This is a genomic window from Cocleimonas flava, assembly GCF_004339015.1.
GTDB classification, from domain to species: domain Bacteria; phylum Pseudomonadota; class Gammaproteobacteria; order Thiotrichales; family Thiotrichaceae; genus Cocleimonas; species Cocleimonas flava.
The window spans coordinates 823,433-846,843 of record NZ_SMFQ01000004.1 but is presented as its reverse complement, the minus strand read 5'-3'; the positions used below and the strand labels follow the sequence as shown (position 1 = coordinate 846,843).

22 protein-coding genes are annotated in these 23,411 nt (G+C 39.4%); 11 read left to right on the top strand and 11 right to left on the bottom strand.

Translation table 11 applies throughout. The annotated features are described in order from the left end of the window. Positions 1 to 44: 44 nt before the first annotated feature. The 3 genes from dctP to EV695_RS15535 all read right to left on the bottom strand — a co-directional run bounded on the left by dctP (position 45) and on the right by EV695_RS15535 (position 2,398). The gene (dctP, locus tag EV695_RS15545) at positions 45 to 1,061 is read right to left on the bottom strand and encodes a TRAP transporter substrate-binding protein DctP (protein WP_131906885.1); all 1,017 of its coding nucleotides are present in this window, start codon (positions 1,059 to 1,061) and stop codon (positions 45 to 47) included. A gap of 129 nt (positions 1,062 to 1,190) precedes the next feature. Next, positions 1,191 to 2,120, bottom strand: a complete 930-nt coding sequence (locus tag EV695_RS15540) for a LysR family transcriptional regulator (protein ID WP_131906884.1) — start codon at positions 2,118 to 2,120, stop codon at positions 1,191 to 1,193. A gap of 89 nt (positions 2,121 to 2,209) precedes the next feature. After that, positions 2,210 to 2,398 carry a GNAT family N-acetyltransferase gene (locus EV695_RS15535; RefSeq protein ID WP_131906883.1) on the bottom strand — a complete coding sequence of 63 codons (189 nt, stop codon included), beginning with the start codon at positions 2,396 to 2,398 and terminating at the stop codon, positions 2,210 to 2,212. Between the two features lie 341 nt (positions 2,399 to 2,739). On the opposite strand from EV695_RS15535, the gene EV695_RS15530 reads away from it, so the two are divergent. After that, positions 2,740 to 3,111, top strand: a complete 372-nt coding sequence (locus tag EV695_RS15530; RefSeq protein WP_131906882.1) for a universal stress protein — start codon at positions 2,740 to 2,742, stop codon at positions 3,109 to 3,111. Positions 3,112 to 3,528: 417 nt separating this feature from the next. Here EV695_RS15530 and EV695_RS15525 read toward each other — a convergent pair whose 3' ends face one another. From EV695_RS15525 to EV695_RS15510, 4 genes are read right to left on the bottom strand one after another with little or no spacing between them, the layout of a single operon-like run. After that, positions 3,529 to 4,284, bottom strand: a complete 756-nt coding sequence (locus EV695_RS15525) for a DUF3299 domain-containing protein (protein ID WP_131906881.1) — start codon at positions 4,282 to 4,284, stop codon at positions 3,529 to 3,531. 32 nt (positions 4,285 to 4,316) lie between these two features. Further along, positions 4,317 to 5,573, bottom strand: a complete 1,257-nt coding sequence (locus EV695_RS15520) for an ABC transporter permease (RefSeq protein ID WP_131906880.1) — start codon at positions 5,571 to 5,573, stop codon at positions 4,317 to 4,319. 2 nt (positions 5,574 to 5,575) lie between these two features. Continuing rightward, positions 5,576 to 6,298 (bottom strand): ABC transporter ATP-binding protein, encoded by a 723-nt coding sequence (locus tag EV695_RS15515; protein WP_131906879.1) that lies wholly within the window; start codon positions 6,296 to 6,298, stop codon positions 5,576 to 5,578. Then, positions 6,298 to 6,972 (bottom strand): ZrgA family zinc uptake protein, encoded by a 675-nt coding sequence (locus tag EV695_RS15510; RefSeq protein ID WP_131906878.1) that lies wholly within the window; start codon positions 6,970 to 6,972, stop codon positions 6,298 to 6,300. Before EV695_RS15510 ends, EV695_RS15515 begins: the two co-directional genes overlap by 1 nt. 172 nt (positions 6,973 to 7,144) lie before the next feature. Between EV695_RS15510 and EV695_RS15505 the strand changes: the two genes are divergently transcribed. The 5 genes from EV695_RS15505 to EV695_RS15485 all read left to right on the top strand — a co-directional run bounded on the left by EV695_RS15505 (position 7,145) and on the right by EV695_RS15485 (position 11,229). Next, positions 7,145 to 7,603, top strand: a complete 459-nt coding sequence (locus EV695_RS15505) for a Fur family transcriptional regulator (RefSeq protein ID WP_131906877.1) — start codon at positions 7,145 to 7,147, stop codon at positions 7,601 to 7,603. A gap of 365 nt (positions 7,604 to 7,968) precedes the next feature. Further along, entirely contained in the window at positions 7,969 to 8,631 is a 663-nt protein-coding gene (locus EV695_RS15500; protein ID WP_131906876.1) for a dimethylsulfonioproprionate lyase family protein, read from the top strand. Between the two features lie 169 nt (positions 8,632 to 8,800). Further along, the gene (locus tag EV695_RS15495) at positions 8,801 to 9,601 is read left to right on the top strand and encodes a substrate-binding periplasmic protein (RefSeq protein WP_131906875.1); all 801 of its coding nucleotides are present in this window, start codon (positions 8,801 to 8,803) and stop codon (positions 9,599 to 9,601) included. A 366-nt stretch (positions 9,602 to 9,967) separates the two neighbouring features. Continuing rightward, positions 9,968 to 10,714: a substrate-binding periplasmic protein gene (locus EV695_RS15490; RefSeq protein WP_131906874.1), complete on the top strand. Its 747-nt coding sequence runs from the start codon at positions 9,968 to 9,970 to the stop codon at positions 10,712 to 10,714. A gap of 218 nt (positions 10,715 to 10,932) precedes the next feature. Then, positions 10,933 to 11,229 carry a DUF3817 domain-containing protein gene (locus EV695_RS15485; protein WP_131906873.1) on the top strand — a complete coding sequence of 99 codons (297 nt, stop codon included), beginning with the start codon at positions 10,933 to 10,935 and terminating at the stop codon, positions 11,227 to 11,229. Between the two features lie 64 nt (positions 11,230 to 11,293). On the opposite strand, the gene EV695_RS15480 is transcribed toward EV695_RS15485, so the two are convergent. Then, on the bottom strand, positions 11,294 to 13,483 hold the full coding sequence (locus tag EV695_RS15480; RefSeq protein ID WP_131906872.1) for a sensor domain-containing protein: 2,190 nt from the start codon (positions 13,481 to 13,483) through the stop codon (positions 11,294 to 11,296). Beyond that, positions 13,480 to 14,613 (bottom strand): FIST C-terminal domain-containing protein, encoded by a 1,134-nt coding sequence (locus EV695_RS15475; RefSeq protein ID WP_131906871.1) that lies wholly within the window; start codon positions 14,611 to 14,613, stop codon positions 13,480 to 13,482. The genes EV695_RS15480 and EV695_RS15475 overlap by 4 nt, the downstream gene beginning before the upstream one ends. Before the next feature lie 291 nt (positions 14,614 to 14,904). On the opposite strand from EV695_RS15475, the gene EV695_RS15470 reads away from it, so the two are divergent. From EV695_RS15470 to EV695_RS15450, 5 genes are all read left to right on the top strand, one after another. Further along, complete coding sequence (locus EV695_RS15470) at positions 14,905 to 15,354, top strand: hypothetical protein (RefSeq protein WP_131906870.1); 450 nt, start codon at positions 14,905 to 14,907, stop codon at positions 15,352 to 15,354. A gap of 17 nt (positions 15,355 to 15,371) precedes the next feature. Next, positions 15,372 to 17,612: a TRAP transporter permease gene (locus EV695_RS15465; protein ID WP_207907110.1), complete on the top strand. Its 2,241-nt coding sequence runs from the start codon at positions 15,372 to 15,374 to the stop codon at positions 17,610 to 17,612. Positions 17,613 to 17,690: 78 nt separating this feature from the next. Further along, on the top strand, positions 17,691 to 18,443 hold the full coding sequence (nfsA, locus tag EV695_RS15460; RefSeq protein WP_131906869.1) for an oxygen-insensitive NADPH nitroreductase: 753 nt from the start codon (positions 17,691 to 17,693) through the stop codon (positions 18,441 to 18,443). Between the two features lie 751 nt (positions 18,444 to 19,194). Beyond that, a complete protein-coding gene (locus tag EV695_RS15455; protein ID WP_131906868.1) occupies positions 19,195 to 20,043 on the top strand; it encodes a type II secretion system protein N in 849 nt (282 codons plus the stop codon). A gap of 259 nt (positions 20,044 to 20,302) precedes the next feature. Continuing rightward, positions 20,303 to 21,166 carry a PhnD/SsuA/transferrin family substrate-binding protein gene (locus EV695_RS15450; protein WP_131906867.1) on the top strand — a complete coding sequence of 288 codons (864 nt, stop codon included), beginning with the start codon at positions 20,303 to 20,305 and terminating at the stop codon, positions 21,164 to 21,166. Between the two features lie 53 nt (positions 21,167 to 21,219). On the opposite strand, the gene EV695_RS15445 is transcribed toward EV695_RS15450, so the two are convergent. Both EV695_RS15445 and EV695_RS15440 read right to left on the bottom strand, forming a co-directional pair. Then, positions 21,220 to 22,083, bottom strand: a complete 864-nt coding sequence (locus EV695_RS15445) for a sirohydrochlorin chelatase (RefSeq protein ID WP_131906866.1) — start codon at positions 22,081 to 22,083, stop codon at positions 21,220 to 21,222. Positions 22,084 to 22,299: 216 nt separating this feature from the next. Beyond that, positions 22,300 to 23,322, bottom strand: a complete 1,023-nt coding sequence (locus EV695_RS15440) for a LacI family DNA-binding transcriptional regulator (RefSeq protein ID WP_131906865.1) — start codon at positions 23,320 to 23,322, stop codon at positions 22,300 to 22,302. Positions 23,323 to 23,411: the final 89 nt, after the last annotated feature.

The following is a 23,411-nucleotide window of genomic DNA, read 5'->3' as shown; positions in this document are numbered from 1 at the left end:
AAGCCCCTGTTTGAACCCGTGGAACAGGGTTGATTTATCGTAATTTAGTTGCTCATTCCAGCGTCTTTTAACGCTTTATCGATATATGATTGATCGATTTTTTGAGTCTTTAACCATTTTAAATAAGCAGGTTGAGCCATAGTCTGGAATTTTGCCATTTCTTCTTTATTAGGACGAATCACGACCATTCCTTCTTTTTCCAGGTATGCAATACGACCGTCAACTTTTTCTTCGTTGTGCTTGCGAGCCATTTCATTAGCTTCAGCGACAGCTTCTAGTAATTCGCTACGAGTTTCCTTATCTAAACCGTCAATGAATGCCGCGTTGCCAACAAGGAATTGATCTGAATACTGAATGTTAGCAAGTGTCAGGTACTTTTGTACTTCATAAAGGCTACCAAGAATGATGTACATCGGTGGATTCATCTGACCATCAGCGATGCCTGTTTTCAGACCCATGTAAACTTCTGACCAGGGAATTGGCGTTCCAGATGCGCCGAATGCTTCATAAAGAGCTACCTGACTCGGATCCATTGCGCGAAAACGTAGACCTGAGAAATCAGCAGGTGATGAAATTGGCTTTTTATTGTTCGTGAATGCGAGAAATCCACCTTCTTCTACTACGGCTAATAGCTCTAAACCAGCGCGCTTACGTAATGCAGCTTTAACATCTTTCCAGTATGCGCCTTCATCAAAAAATTTACGTGCTGAAGCAAAGTCTTTAAATAGGAATGGCATTGCACTAACAAAAACCTCTGGCACTAACGGTGAAACTCCACCAAAAGAGGCAATATTCAGACTTGGCGTACTGATTGTCTGTTCCATGCGTTCCTGTTCTTCACCTAGCATGCTGTTGGGGTAAAGCTTTAGTTTAATCTCACCATCGGTTTTCTCTTCGATTAACTTCTTGAGGTTTGAGGCGAAAACATGGACTGCATTTTTCTCAGCATCCGGTGCTCCGTTATAACTCAAGTTCACAGAGGTTGCAGCGACTGCATTTCCAGCAAAAAGCATTGCGCCGAAACAGGCAGTTGCTAACGTAGTTTTAAGGTTTAGTTTCATTTGGTGCTCCTTTAGTGATATGTCTTTGTGGTATGTCGTGTTTTGCCAACTTTTATATTCGGCTTGACGTGAGTATAAGTGTTGCTCTGTTGCCTATTCAAGACTTCCTGTGTTGCATTTATGTCAACACTAGGAGTTAACCAATCGCGGCGCATCTGCATTGAAAAAACGCATCCCTTTATGTAGTTGTTCCAGACAGGCTTTTGTCGCTACAGTCATCTCTCTACCTGTAAAACTAACAATCTGGGCGCGAGCACCACTCAAAACGCTGTGTTCCATAGGGATCACTTCAATTGAGCCTCTTTTCACTTCTTCGGAAACAGTGAGTTCTGGCATGAAGGTTATGCCGATTCCGGAGCGTACGAAGTTTGTTAATACTGCGACTGAATCCGTATGCAGACGCGCATCGAAAATAACTCTTTCCTGATGTGCGACCGCATTCACCATCTGCCTCATTCCGAATGAAGAGTTCATCAAACCTATTGGCCACTTGGTGATTTCCTGAAAGGAAATAGGGCCGGTACTTTTTGTGAATTGATGTCCTGCGGGAACGATCAGGTCTAGTGGTTGCCTAGTTTCGACATGACAATGCAGGAGTTTATCTTTAGGTGGCGCATAGAGCAGTGCCAGATCTACCTCGCTCTCTTTGATTAGCATGGTGGCGTCATTGACTCCACACATTGTTACTTCGAGATCAACACGTGGATGTTCAATCATGAAAGTGCGAATGGGCTCAGATATTAAATCTGCGATAAATCCTTCACCAACAGCAATCCGCACCTTACCGGTGACTACTCCTTGAAGCTCTGCTAAATGCGAAAGTGTCGCTTCTTCTGCCGCTTGCTGGCTGTGGTAATGATCAACCAGGAGTCTCCCAGCTTCTGTTATTTTGGAGCCGTCAGCGTGACGTTCTAATAACTTTATATCGAGATTTTCTTCCAGTTGGCGAATCTGTCTGCTAACTGATGATACATCTATACCAATCAATGATGCCGCTCTGCGAAGCGAGCCTCGGCGAATGATGGTGCTGAGGTAATAGAGTGCTCTAGCGTTTAACATTTAATTTACCTCAAGTGATTGGCTAATCATTCAGTGATGATAGTGACTATATATTGTGAATATATATTGTGAATATTTTTGTGCTTATATTAATGAATAATCTCACTCCACTTTTCGTTCTTCTCGATAAAGTATTTAATGAACGGGCACTTAGCGATAATTTTATATTCTTGTTCGTAGCCTTCTTCTACCAGCTTTTCTAGCGTCTTTTCTATCAGTATTTTTCCGATGCCATTCCCACGGAGTGCTACAGGCACTTCTGAGTGTGTTAAGTACATTTTGTCTTTTTTGATGATTTAATCAACTAATGCGCGAACGGGTGTTTCTACTTCATCCATACTGACTTCCAGATAGAGTTGTTTGTTTTCCTTGTCGTGGATTATTTCGCTGATTTTCATGGTCTTCCTGATGCTTATTACTTGTGGTTGGCTGTGATTGTAAATGCATCTTTTAATCTACAGGCTATCTTTCGTTAAAACGCTAAAAACCTAATTCGTGGTCTCTTGATAAGCGTCAACTCCTCTACATCCTATTAATACTATGATAATCGTAGTTGAAGATATACCTTAAAACGGTTGTTTTACACGATGTAAACATATTAATTACTGGAGGTATTAAAATGTACAACAAAATTATTGTCCCTACCGACTTGTTGAATGAGGCATCAACGCTTGATTCACTTAAGAAGGCGGCAAGCTTATCTGAAAAGCCTCAAATTACCTTATTGCATGTACTTGAACAGGTGCCACACGATCTTTCTGTAACACGCGAAACTATGGCTAAATGGCTAGAGAAGTCTGGCGTAGATGCTAAACCGGAAATACGTGATGGTAGAACCTCTTACCACGAAATTATTCAATTCGCGAAAGAGAGCGATGCGGACTTAATATTGATTAATTCGCATAAACCTGGATTGGGAGATTATTTACTCGGTTCGACGGCTGCTAAAGTTGTGCGCCATTCACCGTGTTCTGTGCTGGTAGATAGATAAATTAGATTTACCAGAAACAACGATATGGGAGATCCGACTTTTTCAAAGTCGGGTAGTGTAGTCGGATAGTGTAGGAGGTCGGGTGGTTTGATCGCCCAGATTGTTAGCTAGGCCGGATAGAAATGTGATGTAGTGCATTCATCTGGCCTACGCTTCTAAGCGTTTTATCTAGTTCTTAAAACTAGTTTAAAACTATCTAAAAAAACGCCCTCGCAAAGCATAAATTATTCGGCTACGCCTCACCCTAAAGGGTCATCTAAAGCCGCATCAATATTATTCCGCGAAGCATAAGTTTCTTTAGTCATTTCATACAACAGAATGAGCCGAGATTTATCGAGACAAAAGCATTGCTGTTTAATGCTTACCCAAAGGGAAGGCGCAGCCGCATAAAAGTCACTTAAAGTAGGGGGGTGCCAATTATTCTTCTGTGTAAGGCTCTATTTGTGCATTTTCAATGCGATAGCCTGCTGCACCAATACTGGTCCTTTCTTCTACAGCTTTTAGTTTTCCTGTAATCCAGATGGGAAGTGATGACTCTTCTGATTTAATCCCTTGGCCATTTTTTGCTTTGATCATTACGGTCTGGTTAATCGGTGGTGCGGGTACATGAATACAGGCGCCAAAATAAGGGACCAATAGAAACTCGCTGATGATGCCATTGTTGTTTTCTAAGGGGGCAATGAATCCCGGCATTTTAATGGTCTTGCCATCTAGTGACATATTCACTGGTGCGTTATCCAGTTCAGCCTGAATTTTACCGTAGAGTTCCATCGCCTTTGGGTCATCGTCTGTGAGGCTTTCTAATTCCTCACTGTATTTATCGATAATGACACTCGGGTCATAGCTTTCTGGAATGAGCTTATCCCAACTGATTGTTTCAACGGCATTGCTGTCTTGTTGTTTCGCGTTTGCTGTTTCTTCAGTGTCCGACTTATTAGTGGTTTCGGGAGTGGTATCGGCCACAAGCGGAACTATTGTTTCTTCTTTCGTTGTATCTTTGTCTTTGGTTTTAGCTTCCGCAGTTTTTGCGGTATCTACTTTTGATTCAGCACTGGTAGTTTGTTGTTCCGTATTTTTTGAAACACTATCAGCCGCTTCTTCACCGCAAGCGGATAACAATAAAGTCAGAAATGAAACCGCTAATATGGATGATAATTGATTGTTTTTGAACATGAGTTTTATTTTATAAATCCTTTAAAATCAATTTAGACCTTTAGCACCAAACCGTCTTGTAACGATCGTCGGTAAGCGATGAGGCCTGGCAATAAGCTGAAAAATAATCCTAACAATAATGCGCCGCCGATAATAGCCCACTGTTCGGCATCGGGGAACATAATATCGATATGGATTCCGTATAACTGTACCAAGAGTGGCTGAGCGACTAATTGCACAACATAGCTTGCAATAAGTCCTAAAATACAGCCGCCTAAAACAACCATAAACGCTTCAAGTAAAAACAACGCAATAATATGCCAGGCGTGCGCACCCACTGTTCGTAAGATCGCCATTTCGCGCCTTCGTTCATTTAAAGTGGATAATAATGTGGTTAACATGCCAAGTAGGCCGCTGAGTAAAACCAGAAAGGCGATCGCGACTAATATTTTTTCAAAGTTACCCAACGTATTCCACAAAATAGCCAGCGTTGAGCCGGGTAAAATGGCTAATAGTGGTTCGGCTCTGTATTGATTGATTTTGCGCTGCATGCGAAACGTGGCGGTGCGGTTTTTAAGACCAAGCATGAATGCGGTGATGGTTTTGGGGTTGAGTTTCATCTCTCGTGCTTTCTCCGCAGATATTTTGATGGGAGAAGGAGAGCCTGACAACCAATCTACGTGAATCGCTTCTATGGCTTGTAAAGACACATGCACGGTTTGATCTACGGGTGTGCCGGTTCGTTCTAAAATACCCGAAACACGAAAAGGCTTATCGCCATGCTCGGCAAATTTTGTAGAGGTTAAACCATGCGCCAAGGTGATTTTATCGCCGAGTTTGTACGACAGCTTTTTCGCGACCTCGCTACCAAGAACCGCGTCATATAAATCATCAAATTGCTTTCCTTTGGCGAAGGCGAGGTTTTTACCCCCTGCAAAGCGGTAATATTTAAAGTAATCCTGATTGGTGCCCAGAACCCGAAAGCCTTTGTGGGAATCACCGAGTGATAACGGCACTGTCCAGTCTGTTTCTGGAAATGCGGCAATTTCTTGATAAGATTTCCATGACACGTTGTTGGTGGCATTGCCGATGCGGAACACGCTGTACATCAATAGATTAAGTGGACCACTGCGTGCGCCAACGACTAAATCGGTTTGAGAAATCGTGTTCACAAAACTGCTTTTGCCTTGTTTACGAATGGTGTCGACAACCAGCAATAACATAATGCTCAAGGCGATCGAAACACTTGCCAGTATCAACCCTGTTTTTCTATTTGCCGCGCTTTTGAAGGCTATTTTGAGGAGCTTCATGTTTATTTTGCATCTGCTTGATTGTGGTTTATCTGATTATTGTCTGACGCGTTATCTACGTTATTAATCGTCGCGAGACTCACCATTCTATTAAAACGATGTTGAATTTGGGTGTCGTGGCTGACGAATATCAAGGTGGAGCCGTGTTTATCCGATTCCGTAAAGAGTAAGTCTAAAAAACGATCTCGATTGTCGGTATCTAGAGCCGATGTTGGTTCATCGGCAATGATTACTTCCGGGTTGCCAATTAAGGCTCTGGCAACCGCTACACGTTGTTGTTGTCCCATACTTAAGCTGGAAACTTTGCTGTGTAATAGATCGCCTGAAATTTCCATATCAAGCAATAATTGTTTGGCCGTTTCAACGGCATTTCCGGCTTTTTCAAGACGCGTTTTTGAAAAGTCGCAAGACAGCAAAACATTATCTAACACCGATAAATAAGGCAGTAGATTAAATTGCTGGAAGATCACACCCAAATGATCGGCGCGAAAACGATCTCTTTTGGATTCTGAGAGCTTGGCAATATCAGTTTCGAGTATTTCCAGCTGTCCAGATTGGGGAGTATTGATGCCAGTGAGTAAATTGAGCAGGGTTGTTTTACCACTGCCGCTAGGGCCGTGTAGAAAAAGGTGTTCACCTTTTTCTACTTCTAACGATGGAATGTTAAGCGTAGGCTGCTGTTGACCTGGCCAGCAGTAGCTTACGTTCTTTAAACGAATGATCATTACTTTTTCAATGTTAAAATAGGTTGTTTTTTACTTAACTCAGTCGCTGATTGTTGGCCGTTTACGATGATTTGTGCATCGATGTCTTCAAATCCTGAGAAACGTTTGAAGAAATTGCTTAGATCCAATTGCGTGAGTTTAGTTGCATTTTTGCAGTTGTAAACAACTTCTACATCAATATCGGAGTGAGTTGATTCTTCGTGTTCTTCATGTTCTTCATGTTTCTCGTCGTGTTCATTCTTTGCTTTGTGTTCGTCGTCATGATCATGCTCATCTTTTTCTTCGTGTTCATGCTCATGTTCGTCTTCATCCTCATCATGATTCCCAAATGGCTGATCCACATCGACTTTAACGATTTCACACGCAGCGTTTTTGTCCATTTCTATAAGCGTTGAAAGCTTTTTAAGGTCTTTAACGGCATGCTCGACAATTTCTTTTTGTTCACTGTTTTTTGGCTCATGTTCAAAGCCAAACACATTCATTGCCGGAGTTTCCAGCATGATAGCTAGCTCACTTTTTTCTTGAATAACATTGAGCTGTGCCTTTCCATGTTGATGCGCACCGTGCTCGCGATGTTCGTCTTCGCTTGCAATCGCAGAAGTTGAAATTGCTGCTGTTAAAGCCATAGAAGATAAAACCACAGAAGTTAGAGAAGAGGCGGCATTAGTTTTCATCTTAAAAAATCCTTAAAAATTTCTGTCAATCAAAGAAAAGTAGCAGGGTAAGAAGCTGCTACCGATAGTAAAAAGATATGATAATCTTGTTATCATCATTGTAATGTTAAAGTTATGTTATATTATATCATTTAAATTTACGACTACTATTTTAATCGAGTTAAAGCATCTTATGATTCATTGTGAAAAACATAATCACTGTATATCGACGGCAATCAAACAGGGCGAAGAGATATGCAATGAAAAGGGTCTTAAATTTACCGCGATAAGACGCAAAGTATTAGAACTGGTGTGGGAGACTCACAAGCCTGCAAAAGCGTATGATATTCTGGAAAAGCTGGCTAAAGAGGACGGTGCTCCCGTGCCACCGACTGTTTATCGTGCCCTGGATTTTTTGTTGCAAAATGGGTTAGTGCATAGAATTAACAGTCTCAATGCATTCGTCGGTTGTTCTCACCCTGGCTTGCATAATCAATGTTTTTTTATGATCTGCACACACTGCGAAAAAGTAACGGAATGTTGCACCACAGAGCTTGGTAAGGCTATTGATATTACTACCAAAGAAAATTCATTCACCAGGGAATCTGTTTCGCTTGAAATTCTGGGTGCTTGTCAATCTTGCAGTGCTTAGATACTTGCAATGCTTAGATAATAGAAGGAATTCACAAAGTTTGTTGTTTGGCCAATTCTAAAAACAATTTCAAAGTCAAATCAAAGAGCTAACAAGAACCTAGCTAGTTCCTAACTAAGCTCCTAACAAACACTTCGGGCTAACTAAAAAAGGCCTATAAGTAGGGGGGTGTCAATTCAATGCTCTTCAGCTTTCTCAAATAATAAACAATCATAACGTTATTTATATTGCTTGTTCTAGACGATCGGTCTAATATCGCATCTTACAACGCCTATTTATCATTATCTTATCTCTACGTATTAACATATATGCTAGAGAGAGTCGATAAACAGCGTATCTATTGCTTGTCTATATTGTGTTTAGATATGAATGAAAACCACTTAAATGACTGTCCAGACTGGAGATACTTACTGTTAGAGTGCTATGAGCTTTATCGGCACCTGGATTCTGGTGGAAGTGATGTTATCCGATCGCATCAGCGCAAGGTGCGTGAAGCCATTAGTCGTTCGATGAAAGTGAACCCAGAAATATCTATTGACGTTATAGCTGATAAGCCGGTGACCAAACACCTAAAACGTGCGATGGATGAAGGCAAAAGTCAGGCTCATGTTTCGATGATTCGTTGTTTCGAATCGATTCAGGAACAACTCAATTGGCAATACGGCTATGAAAAAATGCCGAGAGGGCTAGAGCATAAATACGCGTATGCCGAAATCTGTGGACCCAGTGGGCCTGTTGTCTCTGAAGAAGTGATTTTAGGTGTGGTTTTATTTGCACCGGGTTGTATCTATCCGTCGCATGCTCATGACGGTATTACAGAAAGTTATATATGTCTTTCAGGGTCGGTTTCGGAAAACAATCAGGGTGTTTATTCGCCTGGATCAATGATTTTTAATCCGCCTGCACATACGCATCGAATTACTGTCTCAAAACGAGAACCTGCGTTATTACTGTATGCCTGGGTGGGCGAGAAAGATAATTTGAAACAACAGGAAATGGTGTTTAGTCGTAAGAAGTCTAAACAGTAAATAAAAGTTTTACCGATTGATCATTTGATTATTGGTGAATTTTATTGTGAGAACCGTCATTTAATACCCTTTATAATGCCGTCAATATAAGATATTGCTGTGCAATAATTTAGCTTTGTGTGTTGTGATATTTTTATATATTAATTGGAAAATTGTTTTAAACAGAAAAATGAAAAATATCATCTTCGCTATATTTGCAGTTGTTGTCGCGCTGTTTTCGGGAATCAATGTATTTGCTGCAGAGAAGCAATTTGTCATTGTCGGTGACTCTTATCCCCCTTATTCCTACATTGAAAACAACGAATTCAAAGGCACTGATGTAGATATCATCAAAGCGGTTTTTGAAAGACTCAAGATTAAACCCTTATTTAAATTCAGACCATGGGCCAGAGCCATAGCAGAGGTAAAAAGTGGAAGGTCCGATGCTATTTATTCTCTATTTCGCACTAAGGAACGAGAGGCCTATCTCACTTACCCAGTGATGCCTTTGAGCTACGAAAAGAATATTCTCGTGGTTAATGATGACAGCGATAAAACGGCTAAATCATTAGAGGATATCAAGGGCTGGAGAATCGGAGTAGTCACTGAAAACTCATACGGAAAATCCTTTGATGAATATAAGGATGTGTATCGCGTTGAAAGCATAAGTAATGAACTTCTGGTGCTGCAACTTGACGCTAAAAAGCGTTTTGATGCGATTATTATCAACGAATTATTATTCGACACGATTGTTAATCGTTTTGTCGCGAAAGGTGATATCAAAAATCCCGCTTTCAGAAAGCTGGAATATGTTCCTAATAATGCACCGTTGTATATGGGTTTCTCAAAAAAGAGCCTTAGTGAACACAAGGATATCGTTGAAAGGTTTAGTGATGCCTTGTTTGCTTTAAATAACGAAGGCGTGGTTGATAAAATCATGAATCAGTATTCGAATCAGACCACAATGAAAGAAACAACTGTTACTGAATAGGCACTGTTACAGAATAAGTAAAGAATTAATCAAAAAAACGCCTCCAAAGTAGGGGGGTGTATATTGGTAATATAGTAAGGGAGTAGTAGCGAAATAAGCACTTTCATAACCTACGCAAGCCTAAAAAATACATTGCTAAAAGAGGCGCAAGACCATTAAACGCTTTAAAACTGGCGACTAAATCTTCTATCAATCTGGAAAGCTGATTAGTTAGATATTGGCTGATAAATGTGAATTATCAGTAAATATAAAAATATTATAGTCAATTACAGTATGTACGGTACTTTATTGCGAATAAGCGGTCTTGTGGAGATAAAAAGTCTGTTCTAATATGTTAGAAAACAATTTTAATTTAAAAATAAAAATATGAAATTACTTTTACTATCATTTCTTGTGATCTTCGCGATGACGGATGCCTATGCAAAAGAGAGGCAGCTTACCATTGTGGGTAATTTCTATCCTCCGCATTCTTATATAGAAAATGATGAGTTTAAAGGCATTGATGTTGATACCATCAGAACAGTGTTTAAAAAGTTAGGTATCAAACCATTATTCAAATTAAGACCATGGGCAAGAGCTTTAGCAGAAGTAAAAAGTGGTGAATCTGATGCAATATTTCCCTTATTTAAAACGAAAGAGAGAAACGTGTTTTTGGAGTATCCAACCGAACCTTTGAGTTACGAAAAAAATATTTTAGTGGTTAGTGGAGATAGCAAGAGAACAGCGAAAACCATTGAAGATATTAAGGGTTGGGGTATTGGTGTAGCGGCTGAAAACTCTTATGGGGAAACATTTGATGAGTATCAGGATATTGAGCGTCTTGAGGCAACTAATAACGAACGTTTGGTGCTACAACTAAATGCCAAGAATAGAATAGATGCGATTATCATTAATGAATTAGTGTTCGATACTATCGTGAGTAATTATATCAAAACGGGAAAGATTAAAAGAGCGAACTTTAGAAAGCTCGAATATGTCCCAAACAATGCGCCATTATTTATAGGTTTCTCCAAGACCAGCGGGATTAATCATGAGCTACTTGCAAAAAAGTTTAGCGACGCAATGAAGCAGCTGAAAGAAGAAGGTGTGTTAAAAAATATCATTGTTCATTAGACCTATTAGACCTATTAGACCAAGAATACTCTCTGTAATAATCGATTCATTTGTAGACAAAAAAGTGCCCCAAACTAGGGGGGGGGGACTTAATTCATGGGATAAAACGGCTTATTCACTTTGTATTAATTCAGCGTGAAATATACTCGCTGTTTACCGATAGATTTAAGCTATCCAGATATTAAAGCAACCTAAATATTAAAGCGCAGCAAATACTCATGAATAAAAATAATACGAAAACTGACTTCACTATCTTACGTTGGGCGGCTCTATTAGAAGGATCATCATTGTTACTTCTATTGTTTGTTGCAATGCCATTGAAATATTATGCTGGGATGGCGGAAGCGGTAAGAATAATTGGTCCCCTGCACGGTGTTTTATTTTTGTCGTTTATCGTTTTATTGTTTTTGCATGCAGTAAAAAGAGAATTAGGGATTATAAATACACTGCTTGGTTTTGCTGCCTCATTTATTCCATTTGGTACGTTTGTGTTTAAGGCAAAAGCCTTGGCGTAACATAGCCTTTACAAGGCTTAAAAAAAGCCTCCAAAGTAGGGGGGTGGCTTCGCTTAAATTTCGATTAATGGAGTATTGGTAAAGGGTATGTTGCAAGCCTTTCTGGCTTGTTCAGATGATAACCCTGGGCGAAATCCACGCCAATCTCTGAGATTTTTCTTAAGATTTCTGCATCTTCAACAAATTCTGCAACCGTTTGAATAGACATAGCTTTTGCGGCTTCTGTAATAGACCTGACTACGATCTGGTCGATTTCATTGGTACAAATGTCACGGATGAAAGAACCATCAATCTTCAGGTATTTTACGGGTAAGTTTTTCAGGTAGCCGAATGAAGAGACGCCGGTGCCAAAATCATCCAGAGCAAAACTCACGCCATATTGTGAGGCATTATTCATAAAGCGGATGCATTTGTTGAGATTGGTAATCGCTACCGTTTCTGTGATTTCAAGACACAGGTTTTTTGCTTCTTCCGGGTGTTCTGAAATTAACTGATAGAGTTGTTTTCTGGCACAATCATCACTGAGTGTTATGCCAGAAAGGTTTACATTCACATCGGTGTCTTTGCAGTGCTTTATATATTCTAAAGAATTTTTCACCACCCATAAATCGATGGCGGCTATTTTTCCATAACGTTCAGCTGCAGGCAAAAAGGCATTCGGCAGGATGATATTGTTTTTGTGTTCCATCCGTAGAAGAATTTCTATGTGGTCTTTTTCTTCTTCTGCAATCGCCATGATTTGTTGCTGATAGAGTACAAAATTATATGAATCATCAATACTTGATAAGGACTTGTTGACGTGATTAATGTAATTAATTTGTCTGGTAGGGTCCTTTTTAGACGTGTTTAGTGCGTTTTCCTGAGCTAATGTAACCTGATTACGCCCGTTATTTTTGGAGAGCATACAGGCATCATCTGCTTTAAAAAATACCATATCAGCATCTTTATCTTCGGGCTTAATCGATGTTACGCCTATGCTGATTCCGATGGTAAAGACGTTGTCTTTCCACTGAAATCTTAAACGTTCCACTTTTTCCCTGATTCTATGAGAAAGTTCTACGGCATATTCTATTTCGCAGCGTTTGGTGATGATACAAAACTCATCACCGCCAATTCTGGCCAGATGGTCTGATTCTCGTATTTCCTGCTGCATGATCTCTGCAACTTGTTTTAAAAGAGCATCGCCCGCCAAATGTCCGCCTAGGTCATTGACATACTTAAAACGATCAAGATCCATGTAAATCAACGCATGATTGTGCGATGTGTTTTTAATTACAATATGATCGAGGATCTTTTCGAAACCACTGCGGTTTAAGCACTCTGTTAAATGGTCATGGGTTGCCTGCCACGCCAGTGTTTGTTCCATTTCATAGGTTTCTGTGATGTCATGGAAAGTAATCACAAAATAGTAATTACTCCCTGTATGATTTTGTCGCTTATCTTTTATTTTTTGTACATTAATTTCACAAACGCTGGTTTTTCCGCTTTGTGTTTTAAAAACGATAGGTTCCTTGGGCGACCAGGTTGTGTTTTTTGACGCAATTCGTTCTAATTTCTGGGTGATATCTTCAGTTTGGTCTATGTTTAATAGGCGAAAGTATTCATAGTACTTTTTATCAATATCGATATGACTTTCTACATCCATGTAAATGCGCGCAGAGTCATTCGCATAAAAGATTTTTTTGTTAAAGTTGATCGCAATCACGCCATCTTTAATCGCGCCCAAAATTGTTTCAAATTTTTGTTTATCAAGTCGTAATGCACTTGATATTTCATGGATTCTATTTCGTTGTTTGGTATTTAATTCAAACTGTTTACGGCTAAGATAGGCTATAGAAAATCGAAGTACAGGTGGAATTAAAGCCTGTATTAAACTTTTATCGAAAGCTTTTAATCGTCTCTCTAATAAAATATAGCCGAAATTTTTGATGCCAAAACTATAGAAGAAACTGCCGTTGTGTTCGATTTCTTCGATATAACTATTTTCTGTCGGTAAAGGGTTAAAGTAATAACGCGCAAGTTTCTGGTTTTCAGAAATAATATCTTTTGCAGATAATGGAATACAAAATGACTTTTTACGAATGCCAACGAGTTTATTGCTTTTCTGAAAGAAATGAATTCGCTTCAAATTAAGCGTCTTGATTGCTTTAAAAGAAAATTCTTTTAGCAACGCTTCAGGGCTTGTATGAGTACCGATTGATAACAGTAATTCGTGTTGTAACGAAATTAAGCTTTGTGCTTCACAATGAATCATTTGTACATCCTGGATACCACAAGTGACATATTATGCAAACGTAATAAGCCCGCTTCGTTGGTTACCAGTTCCCCTAGGGAAGCGGTGCCAATAATTGATTCTGTGGGTTTTAATGCGTTTGAAATTCGAGAAAGTTCTGTATCACTGACAGACCCCATGTGCGCGCGTCTACCGACACAACTAAAGATTAGCGATAAGTTATGATCTGGTTTGTTTTCAATGATTAGATTATTCAGGTTTTGATCAACATAATTGAGTAAGGATTTTGGCTCACCCGCAAGAATGTATATATTAGAAAACTCTGGGATATCACCCATAAATTCGATGGCACCATCACTATAACGAAATGCATCACGTACGATGAGTTCTTCGTCGTAATACTTTATTCCGATGGGGTGTTGGCCTAATAGCTCTTCGATGGATTTGTCAGAAATATCCTCTTCTACATTGTCTTGAATAAACTTACGATATTGCTCTTTAATGGGCAGGTAATCTAACGCTTTTAAACGGTAGCCTGATGCCTCGGTAACCAGGTGCGGACCAGATAAGGCTGACCAACCATGACAAATTTTATTGTCTTGATAAAAAGGTAAGTTAATCGTTTGTAAGGCATCCTCAAGAATGCCGTCATTGGTAAAAATACAAGGTCTTTTATTGTCCTTTAGGTAGCCGGCACCGCCACCTGCAAATCTATAATCGAATTCATTTCGGTAGTAGAGGGCATCTAATGCTTCTTCTAAGCATTTTGCTTTAGCATCGATAAAAATTAGACAACCTTCGACATCGGGTGGTTTGCTGTCTGAATTTGATTCGGTATACAGTTCTGACTGCGTATTGCTTATTTCCAGAAATGTCTTAACCTGAATTGGGTGGTTCCATGCAATAACGACAGCCCCATCGTTGTAATAGCTGTCATCATGAATTATTTCTGGGAATATTGCTCCAGACACTGTGATGTCAATTGTCTTTAAATACGCGCTTAAAGAATCCATTTCAGGCATATAGTCTGCCGCTATAATCAGGGTAACGCCTTTTGCGCCTGATTCCATGGCATTGTTTATCAAATTTGAAATATGTTCTGTGGTTCTTATTTGATTATCAAAACTGACTGAGAAATGGTTTTTATGCATAAAGTGGATGAGTTTATTTTTATTATATTTTTTTGTTACGATTAAAATTTCGAGGAATAAGCCCAGAAATACTGAATAATTATTATTAACATAATAGCTAATAATAACTGTAGTGGTAAAAACTTCGGATAAAAGGTTTGTATAAAAAATTCTTTTCTATGAAAACTATTTTTGAATAGAAGTAAAGTTTTGATATTCGAGTATTTATTCCAGAAGAATTACAAAAAAATGCCATAAAAGTGGGGGGGTGTACTTTATTATTCTATACTCTTACTTTTACCTAGAGTGTTAATGATGAAGTTGCGATTGCCCTTTCTTCTCAGTGTGTTTTTCCTATTCTTTCTCTCTTTCGCATCAGGGGTTATTCACGCCAAAGAACTTAAAAACCAAATTGATACAAAAGCACTAGCGGATAAGATGGTTGGTCATTTCATCAAAAAAGAATTTACTGAGGGAATGGCAGTAGCTAAGCCACATTGGCCTTTACCTAAAGTTGAGCTTGATAATCTTATTAAAACCATAGAAAAGCAGTGGCCCATTGTTGATCAGCGATTTGGTCAGGCTGTCGGTTTGGAAATGGTGAGTAAAGAAAAAATAGGAGATTCATTTTTACGTTATTACTATCTACATAAATTTAATAATCACGCTATTTACTGGAAGATAACGTTTTATAAGCCCGAGAAAAACTGGGTTGTGAATGGCGTTAGCTTTAAAGATAACCTGGACATTCTGTACAAATAAACGATTACTAATCAACTATGAATAATAAAACACAAAATAACGAAGCAGCAGACAACGACACTGAGCTTGAACTACTCGCCTCTCAAAATCTCCGTGATGAGTGGTTGATGCTTGAAGATATTAAAAGGGGAGAATCTAAAACGCCTTTGGAATGGTTTATTGCAGCATTAGCGGTAGCCTTTGGTGTTTGGCATATCCTCACTAATATTTTTCTTAATGAGCCGGGGCTTTGGCAAAATGCGATTCATTTTGCAGGCTTTGCTTTTTTAGCTTCTACTATTTATAGCGCTTTTGGCAAGAATAAACACAAACCCTGGGCGATTAAGCTTGATCTCTTTTATGGTTTACTCGTTGCTGCATCTGCGCTCTGGGTGGCCGCATCAGAATCGCGAATTTATGATGATACTTTAGCGGTTACCGGCCAGTCTTGGCAGTTTAGTCCTGTGGATTGGTTAGCAGGCGGAATACTACTATTTGCTGCGCTGGATTTATCCCGAAGAGTATCTGGTTGGGTAATTCCAATACTCATCCTGTTGTCGCTGTCCTATATTATGTTTTTAGGCGAACAGTTACCGGGTGTTTTTCGTTCGGCTAGTTTGCCACTCAATGACATCATGTTCCGCTCTTTGTTTAACGACGAAGGTATGTTCGGAATTTTGGCGAGCATCTCATCCACAAATATTACCTTGTTCATGATTTTTGGTGGTTTTCTGGTGGTCTCAGGCGCCAGTGATTTTGTTATCGAAAGTTCAAAATTAGTTGCAGGGCGTATCCGTGGTGGTGCTGCATTTGTTGCGGTTCTATCATCTGCCTTAACAGGCACGATTAGTGGTTCAGCGATAGCCAATACAGCGTCTACAGGCGTTATTACGATTCCATTGATGAAGTCTAATGGTTTTCGTGGCAGGTTCGCAGGCGGTGTTGAAGCGGCGGCATCTACCGGTGGGCAGTTAATGCCACCAATAATGGGTGCTGGTGCCTTTGTTATGGCGAGTTACACGTCTATTCCGTATTCGACCATTGTGGCGGTTTCGGTTGTACCTGCGATTCTTTATTTCCTTTCTGTTGCATTTATCGTGCGTATCGAAGCGGTTAAATACAAAGTAGGTGATGATCAGGACTTGGTTATTGATAAAGGTAAAATCATCTCTGGTGGCTTAACCTTCATCCTTCCTTTAACGGTGATGATCTGGTTGCTAATGACAGGTGTAACCCCGAGTTATGCAGCGTCATGGGCGATTGCAGCATTGGTGTTGGTATCCTGGGCAACGTTAGTGATTGGCAAAATATTAAACCGCGATGATTTTAAACCTACGGTGATGGGCCTCTCGCGCATTGCTGAAGCCTTTATGTTTGGTATTCGAGCATCAATTTTGACCGGTGTTTTGTTGGTGGCTATCGGCATTATGAATAATGCGATTGTTACCAGTGGCATCGGTAATAGCTTCTCGTTGATGATCGCGCAATGGTCTCAGGGGTCGATGGTAGTTGCCATCATACTCATAGGATTAGCATCATTGGTCTTGGGCATGGGGCTACCAGTTACTGCTGCTTATATTATTCTCGCTATTTTGAGTGCTCCTGCTTTGGCTGGGATATTAGCGGATGGTGTAATCGTTGATCAATTGGTTCAAGGGATAGCTGATCCAGGTAAGTCGGCTATGTTTATGTTAGTCGACAGTCCACATGTAGCGTCGATAGCCACAGGGATGACTCGACCCGAAGCGCTAGAGTTAATGTCTGCTATTCCGTTTGAAGTGGCTATAACGCTTCGTCCAGTATTGGTCGATGCTGAACAATTAACCATGTACTTACTGATTGCACATTTAATCGTGTTCTGGCTGAGTCAGGACAGTAATGTTACTCCACCAGTGTGTTTAGCCGCATTTACCGCTGCGGGTATTGCAAAATCACCGCCTATGGCGACCGGTTTCCAAGCATGGAAAATCGCAAAAGGTTTATATATTGTGCCTTTGATGTTTGCTTATACACCTCTGATTAGTGGCAGCTGGATGGAAATTATTCAGATTGGTTTCTTTGGGCTATTTGGCATTTATGCACTGAATTGTTTGGTACAGAATTACGCTGAAGGCCCCTTGAAAATCTGGCATTACCCGCTATTAATATTAGGCATTATTGGTGCTTTCCTACCTTTAAATATTATGGCGAATATAGTGGGTGCAGCGTTGATTACCCTTGTCGTAGTGTTGACACATAAAGGTTTATTGAAAGAAAGCCTCACTGAAAGCGCAGCATAAATTAACGAGACAATTGTTTTAATGCGCGTTTTTATACGCATTGTATAGATTAAACAAACACCAAGTTGATACAGGATTATGTTAGATCAAACAAATAATAAAGTGATAGAGACGATGCTGAGTCATCGTTCGATTCGGAAATTTCAAGATAAATCCATAGATACCGAAACACTGGAAACAATCATTGAATGTGGGCAGGCAGCGGCATCATCCAGTTTTATTCAGGCTTATTCAGTGATTCGTGTTACCAATAGTGATACGCGACGTCAGATTGCAGAAGCCGCAGGTGGGCAAACCTGGGTAGAAGATGCCCCTGAGTTTTTAGTGTTTTGTGCAGATTTAAAACGTATCGAAGTAGCCTGCATCGAACAGGGGGCAGGTAAGCTAGAGGGAAACACCGAGCACTTTTTGGCAGCTAGTGTTGATGTAGCTTTAATGGCTCAGAATGTCCTGCTGGCCGCTGAATCGATGGGTATGGGTGGAGTTTTTATAGGGGGGATTCGCAATAATCCGCAATTGGTGTCTGATTTACTCGGATTACCCGATGAGGTTTATCCGGTATTTGGCATGTGTTTAGGTTGGCCTTCGATAGACCCTGATGTTAAACCTCGCTTTCCAGTAACAACTATTTTGCATCATGACCATTACGCAGCTGAAAAAGTGGAATCTCAAATTGAGTCTTATGACGCACAGATGGAAGCTTATTACCAATCTCGTTCAGGTAAAACACGTGTTTCTAATTGGTCAGAGCAAACAGCGAAAGCCGTTCAGGATAAAAAGCGCGAGCATATGCGATCTTTTTTAAACAATCGCGGATTACTGATTAAATAATTTCACATCCTTTGCCATGCTCCTTTTATCTAAAGGAGTATGATATTTATTTCTAAATATCAAATAAAAACAATCTCTTGATGACTCTCGTATTAAATCCATCAACAAGGCTGAGATTGATTTAAGTCAACTATTTTAATAGTGTGCAAATAAAATACTTTACTAACAAGATAATTGCGAGTAAATTTAAACCTACGTTAAGTAAGTTAATAATAATTAAAAGCACAAAACGCTTAAGAGAGGGAAAACAACACGTATTCTGATTGATTCATATTTATATAACTGAAGAATAAAGCGAAAGAATAGTTGTTCTTAAATAGTCAGTAATAATTATCAGAAATCCGAAAAAATTAACTTACAACAAGTCATTTTGAAAAGTGTTTTTTATAACGTTTTTCGATCAAGAATTGAGTCTTAAGGAAGAGAACTTAAGTATCATTTGGGCTCAATGTGAGGGTATAAGAGAATAATCGTTGGTGGTTTTATTTCATTGTCTACTATCGATTAGTTGGTTATTAATCTCATTATGGTTTGGTGAGACGATCAATTAAATCTTAAATCCATTATATAAAGCGGACTCCGGTCCGCTTTTTTTTGTCTCTCATATTTATCTATAATTTTGAAAGTTCATCTAAGCCATTGAGTTATTGGGCTTAAATACATTGTTATTAAATAGACTATAATTAGTAAAGCTGCTGAGCAATAATTCTCAGGTTTTGGTAAATTATCAGCGTTTGGTATAAGGAGCTTAGTGACTTATAGTAAATCTTCCACAATATTTTTCACCAGTAGAACGACTATTATTGTCATTCTAAGTATTCTTTTGGCATTTATTGCGATGAATACCAAGCGTATAGATCATCCCCAAAGTAGCATATCAACCAGGAAAAACACCGATTCAGCAAACGAACAAAGTTTCTTCTCTGAGCTTTTTCATGTAATACAGAAATTAAATAAGCAGGTCGATACTAACAAGCTTCCTATTATTCTCGCAGACTTGAAACCTTCTATTCCTTTTGCAGATTTAAATTTCAGGCTACATGGCATTGTTTACAAAGGCGATAATAGCAGTTATGCATTGATCTCTCAGCATGGAGGAGTGCAGGAGGTTTATCAAATAAAATCAATGATCTACCAAAGAGCGATTGTCGATGAAATCACTAGGGATAAAGTAGTGGTTAACTATTATGGCGAAAAGCATGTGTTAGAAATGGGGGGCTATGGAAGTCAAACTAAGGTGCAATATTTGAATGAGATTTTTAATGATGTGAAGGGCGCTGATGAAGATATTTTTCAACAACGAGTTATGCTGGAACAGGATAAACGTAGAAACCCAATTCGCTTATTAATGATCAGGCGGCCTTATGCCGTTTATGAACAGGGACAGTTTCTTGGGTATAAAATTATGCCAGGTGGAAATGCAGATCAGTTTATTCGACTAGGCTTTCAAAGCGGTGATATTTTAACCAGCCTCAATGGTCAAACTTTTGAAGGACCGGGCATGCAACAATTTATCATCAATGAATTAACTCATTCCCGTAACATTGATTTGGTGGTCGTTCGTGATCAGGACACTCTAAGTATTATCTATGGGTTTTAAAGAATGGCTTTTTTATCGGGTGGATTAATTTTAAAAATTGCTCGACCAATTAAGAGTCTTGTATAATCAAATAATTGTGCACAACTTAAATAAATGATATTTATCAATATATATTAAATGTTAGATGCGATAAGGTTGTCTGCAAATAACGTTTATTGACGGTTGCATAGTAAAAATAAGAGGTAAATAACAGATATGTGGCTAGTGAGATCCAAGTTGCTTTGGGGGAGACTTTTTATTAATTTGAAAAGCCAATGCAATGATTAAAAAACTATTATTTATAACAATACTTTTTGCTCAACTATCAGTACCTGTATACGCGGAAACCGTAAAACTAAACTTTGGGGTTTATGGTTCTGAACGGCGTAACTGGGTGGATGATCAAAATGCCCCCATTCTGAAAAATCTTGAAAAAAATCTGGGTGAGCAGCTTAATCAAAAAGTAGAAATTAATGTCGTCTTTTTTCCTGCCTACAAAGATGCCGTCGATGCGCTTGTGAATAAAAAAATTGATTTCTCACGTTTAGGCGGTGCTTCATACGTTGAAGTCAAACGTAGAAGTCCAAATGTCTCAATCCTTGCGGCAGAATCCAATAAAGGCCAACCTTATTATGATGGGGTAATCGGCGTACTTAAAGATAGTCCTATAAAAAAGTTGGAAGATCTGAAAGGTAAGAGTTTTGCCTTTGGCAATAAATCATCCACGATAGGCAGATATTTATCTCAAAAATTCTTATTTGAAAATGGTATCAGCGCAGATGATTTGGCGGGTTATAACTACTTGGGACGACACGATAATGTCGCCATAGCGATTATTCGTGAAGTGTACGATGCCGGGGCTTTTAAAGAAGATATTCTTAGAAATAAAAACTTCAGTAAAAGAATAAGAGCATTAGCAAGATTTAAAGCGCCGACACAATCCTGGGTTGCTCGTGAAGGGTTGGACCCCGTTTATCTAAAAGGTCTTAAGAAAGGTTTGTTAAACACGCCTAAAGAAGTATTCATCATCAAGAATAGAGATGGTTTTATCGAAAGTAAGGATAGTAATTTTAAAAGCCTCAGAGCATCGATAGAAAATAATGCATTCTTTTTCCTGAACAATGTGGCCCCGGCCAAGCAGTAATTATATCTCTGCGTCTATCTTGTAAAAAAGGCCCCAAAGTAGGGGGGTGACATTTAGTTTTGAAGAATGTGTGTTAAACGCTCGTACAAGATTGAAACCAGCTTAGGATGCTCGCTGATCAATGGGCTGATCGAAATCTTAAACGCAGGGTATTTTTTCATCACGTTATCACAAATTTCGATAATATCACCGCCTTCACCCGCATGACTTCCCGGAAGAAAAAACATCAATATAACCGAAGCCTGTGTTTCACCTGCCTCTGCTTTATGTATTAACCAGTCTTCTAAAAGATCACCATTAAAATCATATTCTTTCCCTTCGCGGCGTTCCATTACCGCTTCTTCTAACGCAGCAGGATTTGCTCCGTTTTCAGCTAACTTTTCTCTAACACGATTCGCCAAATGTTGCCTTACTGCGGTAACTCTGGGAACCGGCGAGCCGTGGTCTACAAGTACCACATTTTTAAGGTCAGCATAGTTTTTAGATCGATCAGAATCGTTAAAAACCTTTAATGCTGTAGCGATAATATGATCATATATGATCGTACTCAGTTCCTCTTCCCCCTGAGGAAGCGGATAGATGGTGTCGGCAATTTTTATCGTAATTGGTCCGAAGGTTTCTTCCAGAGTAACAACCTCGTCTGGAATGAAAGAGGTCAGTGCTCTACTATTCCCAAAGAACAGGGGTAGCAGAATAAACTCTTTCTCTCCTTTGGATAGCTGTTGTTCCATGAAATAGCTAAAGGTATATGCTGGTCTGCCATTTAATTCGCTCTCGGGAATTCGATTGGAGTGCTTGCAGGATACGGGGTGAATTTTAAATCCGGATTCTATGCTTAGTATTTCTGCCAAATTTCGAAGTTGTAAAGTGGCATTGGCACGAAGAGATCCATTATCAATGAGCAGAATGCATGGCATTTATCGTTTTCCTGTGTCGTAAAACTGAGTAAAAATATAGTAATAAAAATGCTTAAATGATGTCTATCTACCTTAAGTTCATTGTGGTGATCGAGCAATCTATTGTTGATATGTCAGCTTCAGAAAGCTTATTCAACTATTTAAGCCAACAAGCGTTATCAAAGTTAAATCAAAGAAATCCTCATAACGTTCTATAATTCACTGAGAAAGAGGGCTTTATCTTTTCGGAGCAGGTCCTGTAGTTTCTCTTACAATTAATTCTGCTTCTAACTCAATACGCTCAATAATATTAGTCTTATCTTTTATCTGCTGCAAAATGTAATCAGCCGCTTTTTCGCCCATGCGTCTAGAGGGGGAATTTATGGTCGTTAGTGATGGCTTTAAGAAAGGCAATATCTCTATATTATCAAAACCCGTAATCGATAAATCTTCAGGAACTCTTATGCCTCTTTCCTGTGCGCCATGTAATGCACCAATCGCGAGAACATCATTACCGCAAATGACCGCGGTAATATCCGGGTGCCTATCCAGTAATTTATGGAAAGATTTGCTACCATTTTCTACGCTGAAGCGACAGTCAATTACTCGGTCGTCCTCTAGTGTAATTCCGGCTTCATCCAGTTGTTGTTTCAGTCCTTTAAATCTTTCTTCCGCACGGTCATTGTTTTCTCGGGTACCAGAAATGACACCAAAACTTTCATGACCTAATTCAAGCAAATGTGTAGTGATTTGTTTGCCCGCCTTAATATGATCAAAACCAATACAGCTGTATTCTGAATCAGGATCATAAATCCACAGATTAACAATAGGGATCTGATAACGATTGATGGCCTTGTAAATTTCGGGATGATGTTGAGCACCTACCATCACTATCCCATCAATGCCTCTGGATAATAACGTTTGTACTTCGCGTAATTCTATTTCTTCAGAAAAGCTATTGTTGGTTAACAGCAGGGTGTAGTTGGCTTTGTTTAAACCTGTTTGTAAATATTGAAGGGCTTTAGAGAAGATACTGTTATCAATCGTAGGAACGATTACCCCTACCGTATTTGTACGTCGAGATGCAAGCGCTCTAGCCGCGCCGTCAGGCACATATCCTAATTCATCAATCGCCTGATTAATTTTCTGTTGGACTTCAGTGCGAACCTTATCGGGGGCATTCAGGCAACGTGAAACAGTCGCAGTAGACACATTAGCTTTAGTGGCAACATCTTGTAGGGTCGGTTTTTTCTTTTGCATATGGGGTTCAAGTGTAACAGCGAAAAAATAAATTACCTACAGGTCTAATTTAATAGTACCTGTTTTCAATAGCTTAACTTTTTTGTGAC

Coding starts and splice junctions, on each gene's coding strand:
- EV695_RS15510 (WP_131906878.1), bottom strand. CDS start 6,972: ATGAAAACTAATGCCGCCTCTTCTCTAACTTCTGTGGTTTTATCTTCT.
- EV695_RS15475 (WP_131906871.1), bottom strand. CDS start 14,613: ATGCATAAAAACCATTTCTCAGTCAGTTTTGATAATCAAATAAGAACC.
- EV695_RS15485 (WP_131906873.1), top strand. CDS start 10,933: ATGAATAAAAATAATACGAAAACTGACTTCACTATCTTACGTTGGGCG.
- EV695_RS15490 (WP_131906874.1), top strand. CDS start 9,968: ATGAAATTACTTTTACTATCATTTCTTGTGATCTTCGCGATGACGGAT.
- EV695_RS15450 (WP_131906867.1), top strand. CDS start 20,303: ATGATTAAAAAACTATTATTTATAACAATACTTTTTGCTCAACTATCA.
- EV695_RS15495 (WP_131906875.1), top strand. CDS start 8,801: ATGAAAAATATCATCTTCGCTATATTTGCAGTTGTTGTCGCGCTGTTT.
- EV695_RS15440 (WP_131906865.1), bottom strand. CDS start 23,322: ATGCAAAAGAAAAAACCGACCCTACAAGATGTTGCCACTAAAGCTAAT.
- EV695_RS15530 (WP_131906882.1), top strand. CDS start 2,740: ATGTACAACAAAATTATTGTCCCTACCGACTTGTTGAATGAGGCATCA.
- nfsA (WP_131906869.1), top strand. CDS start 17,691: ATGTTAGATCAAACAAATAATAAAGTGATAGAGACGATGCTGAGTCAT.
- EV695_RS15470 (WP_131906870.1), top strand. CDS start 14,905: ATGATGAAGTTGCGATTGCCCTTTCTTCTCAGTGTGTTTTTCCTATTC.
- EV695_RS15445 (WP_131906866.1), bottom strand. CDS start 22,083: ATGCCATGCATTCTGCTCATTGATAATGGATCTCTTCGTGCCAATGCC.
- EV695_RS15465 (WP_207907110.1), top strand. CDS start 15,372: ATGAATAATAAAACACAAAATAACGAAGCAGCAGACAACGACACTGAG.
- EV695_RS15520 (WP_131906880.1), bottom strand. CDS start 5,573: ATGAAGCTCCTCAAAATAGCCTTCAAAAGCGCGGCAAATAGAAAAACA.
- EV695_RS15540 (WP_131906884.1), bottom strand. CDS start 2,120: ATGTTAAACGCTAGAGCACTCTATTACCTCAGCACCATCATTCGCCGA.
- EV695_RS15500 (WP_131906876.1), top strand. CDS start 7,969: ATGAATGAAAACCACTTAAATGACTGTCCAGACTGGAGATACTTACTG.
- EV695_RS15535 (WP_131906883.1), bottom strand. CDS start 2,398: ATGTACTTAACACACTCAGAAGTGCCTGTAGCACTCCGTGGGAATGGC.
- dctP (WP_131906885.1), bottom strand. CDS start 1,061: ATGAAACTAAACCTTAAAACTACGTTAGCAACTGCCTGTTTCGGCGCA.
- EV695_RS15515 (WP_131906879.1), bottom strand. CDS start 6,298: ATGATCATTCGTTTAAAGAACGTAAGCTACTGCTGGCCAGGTCAACAG.
- EV695_RS15505 (WP_131906877.1), top strand. CDS start 7,145: ATGATTCATTGTGAAAAACATAATCACTGTATATCGACGGCAATCAAA.
- EV695_RS15480 (WP_131906872.1), bottom strand. CDS start 13,483: ATGATTCATTGTGAAGCACAAAGCTTAATTTCGTTACAACACGAATTA.
- EV695_RS15525 (WP_131906881.1), bottom strand. CDS start 4,284: ATGTTCAAAAACAATCAATTATCATCCATATTAGCGGTTTCATTTCTG.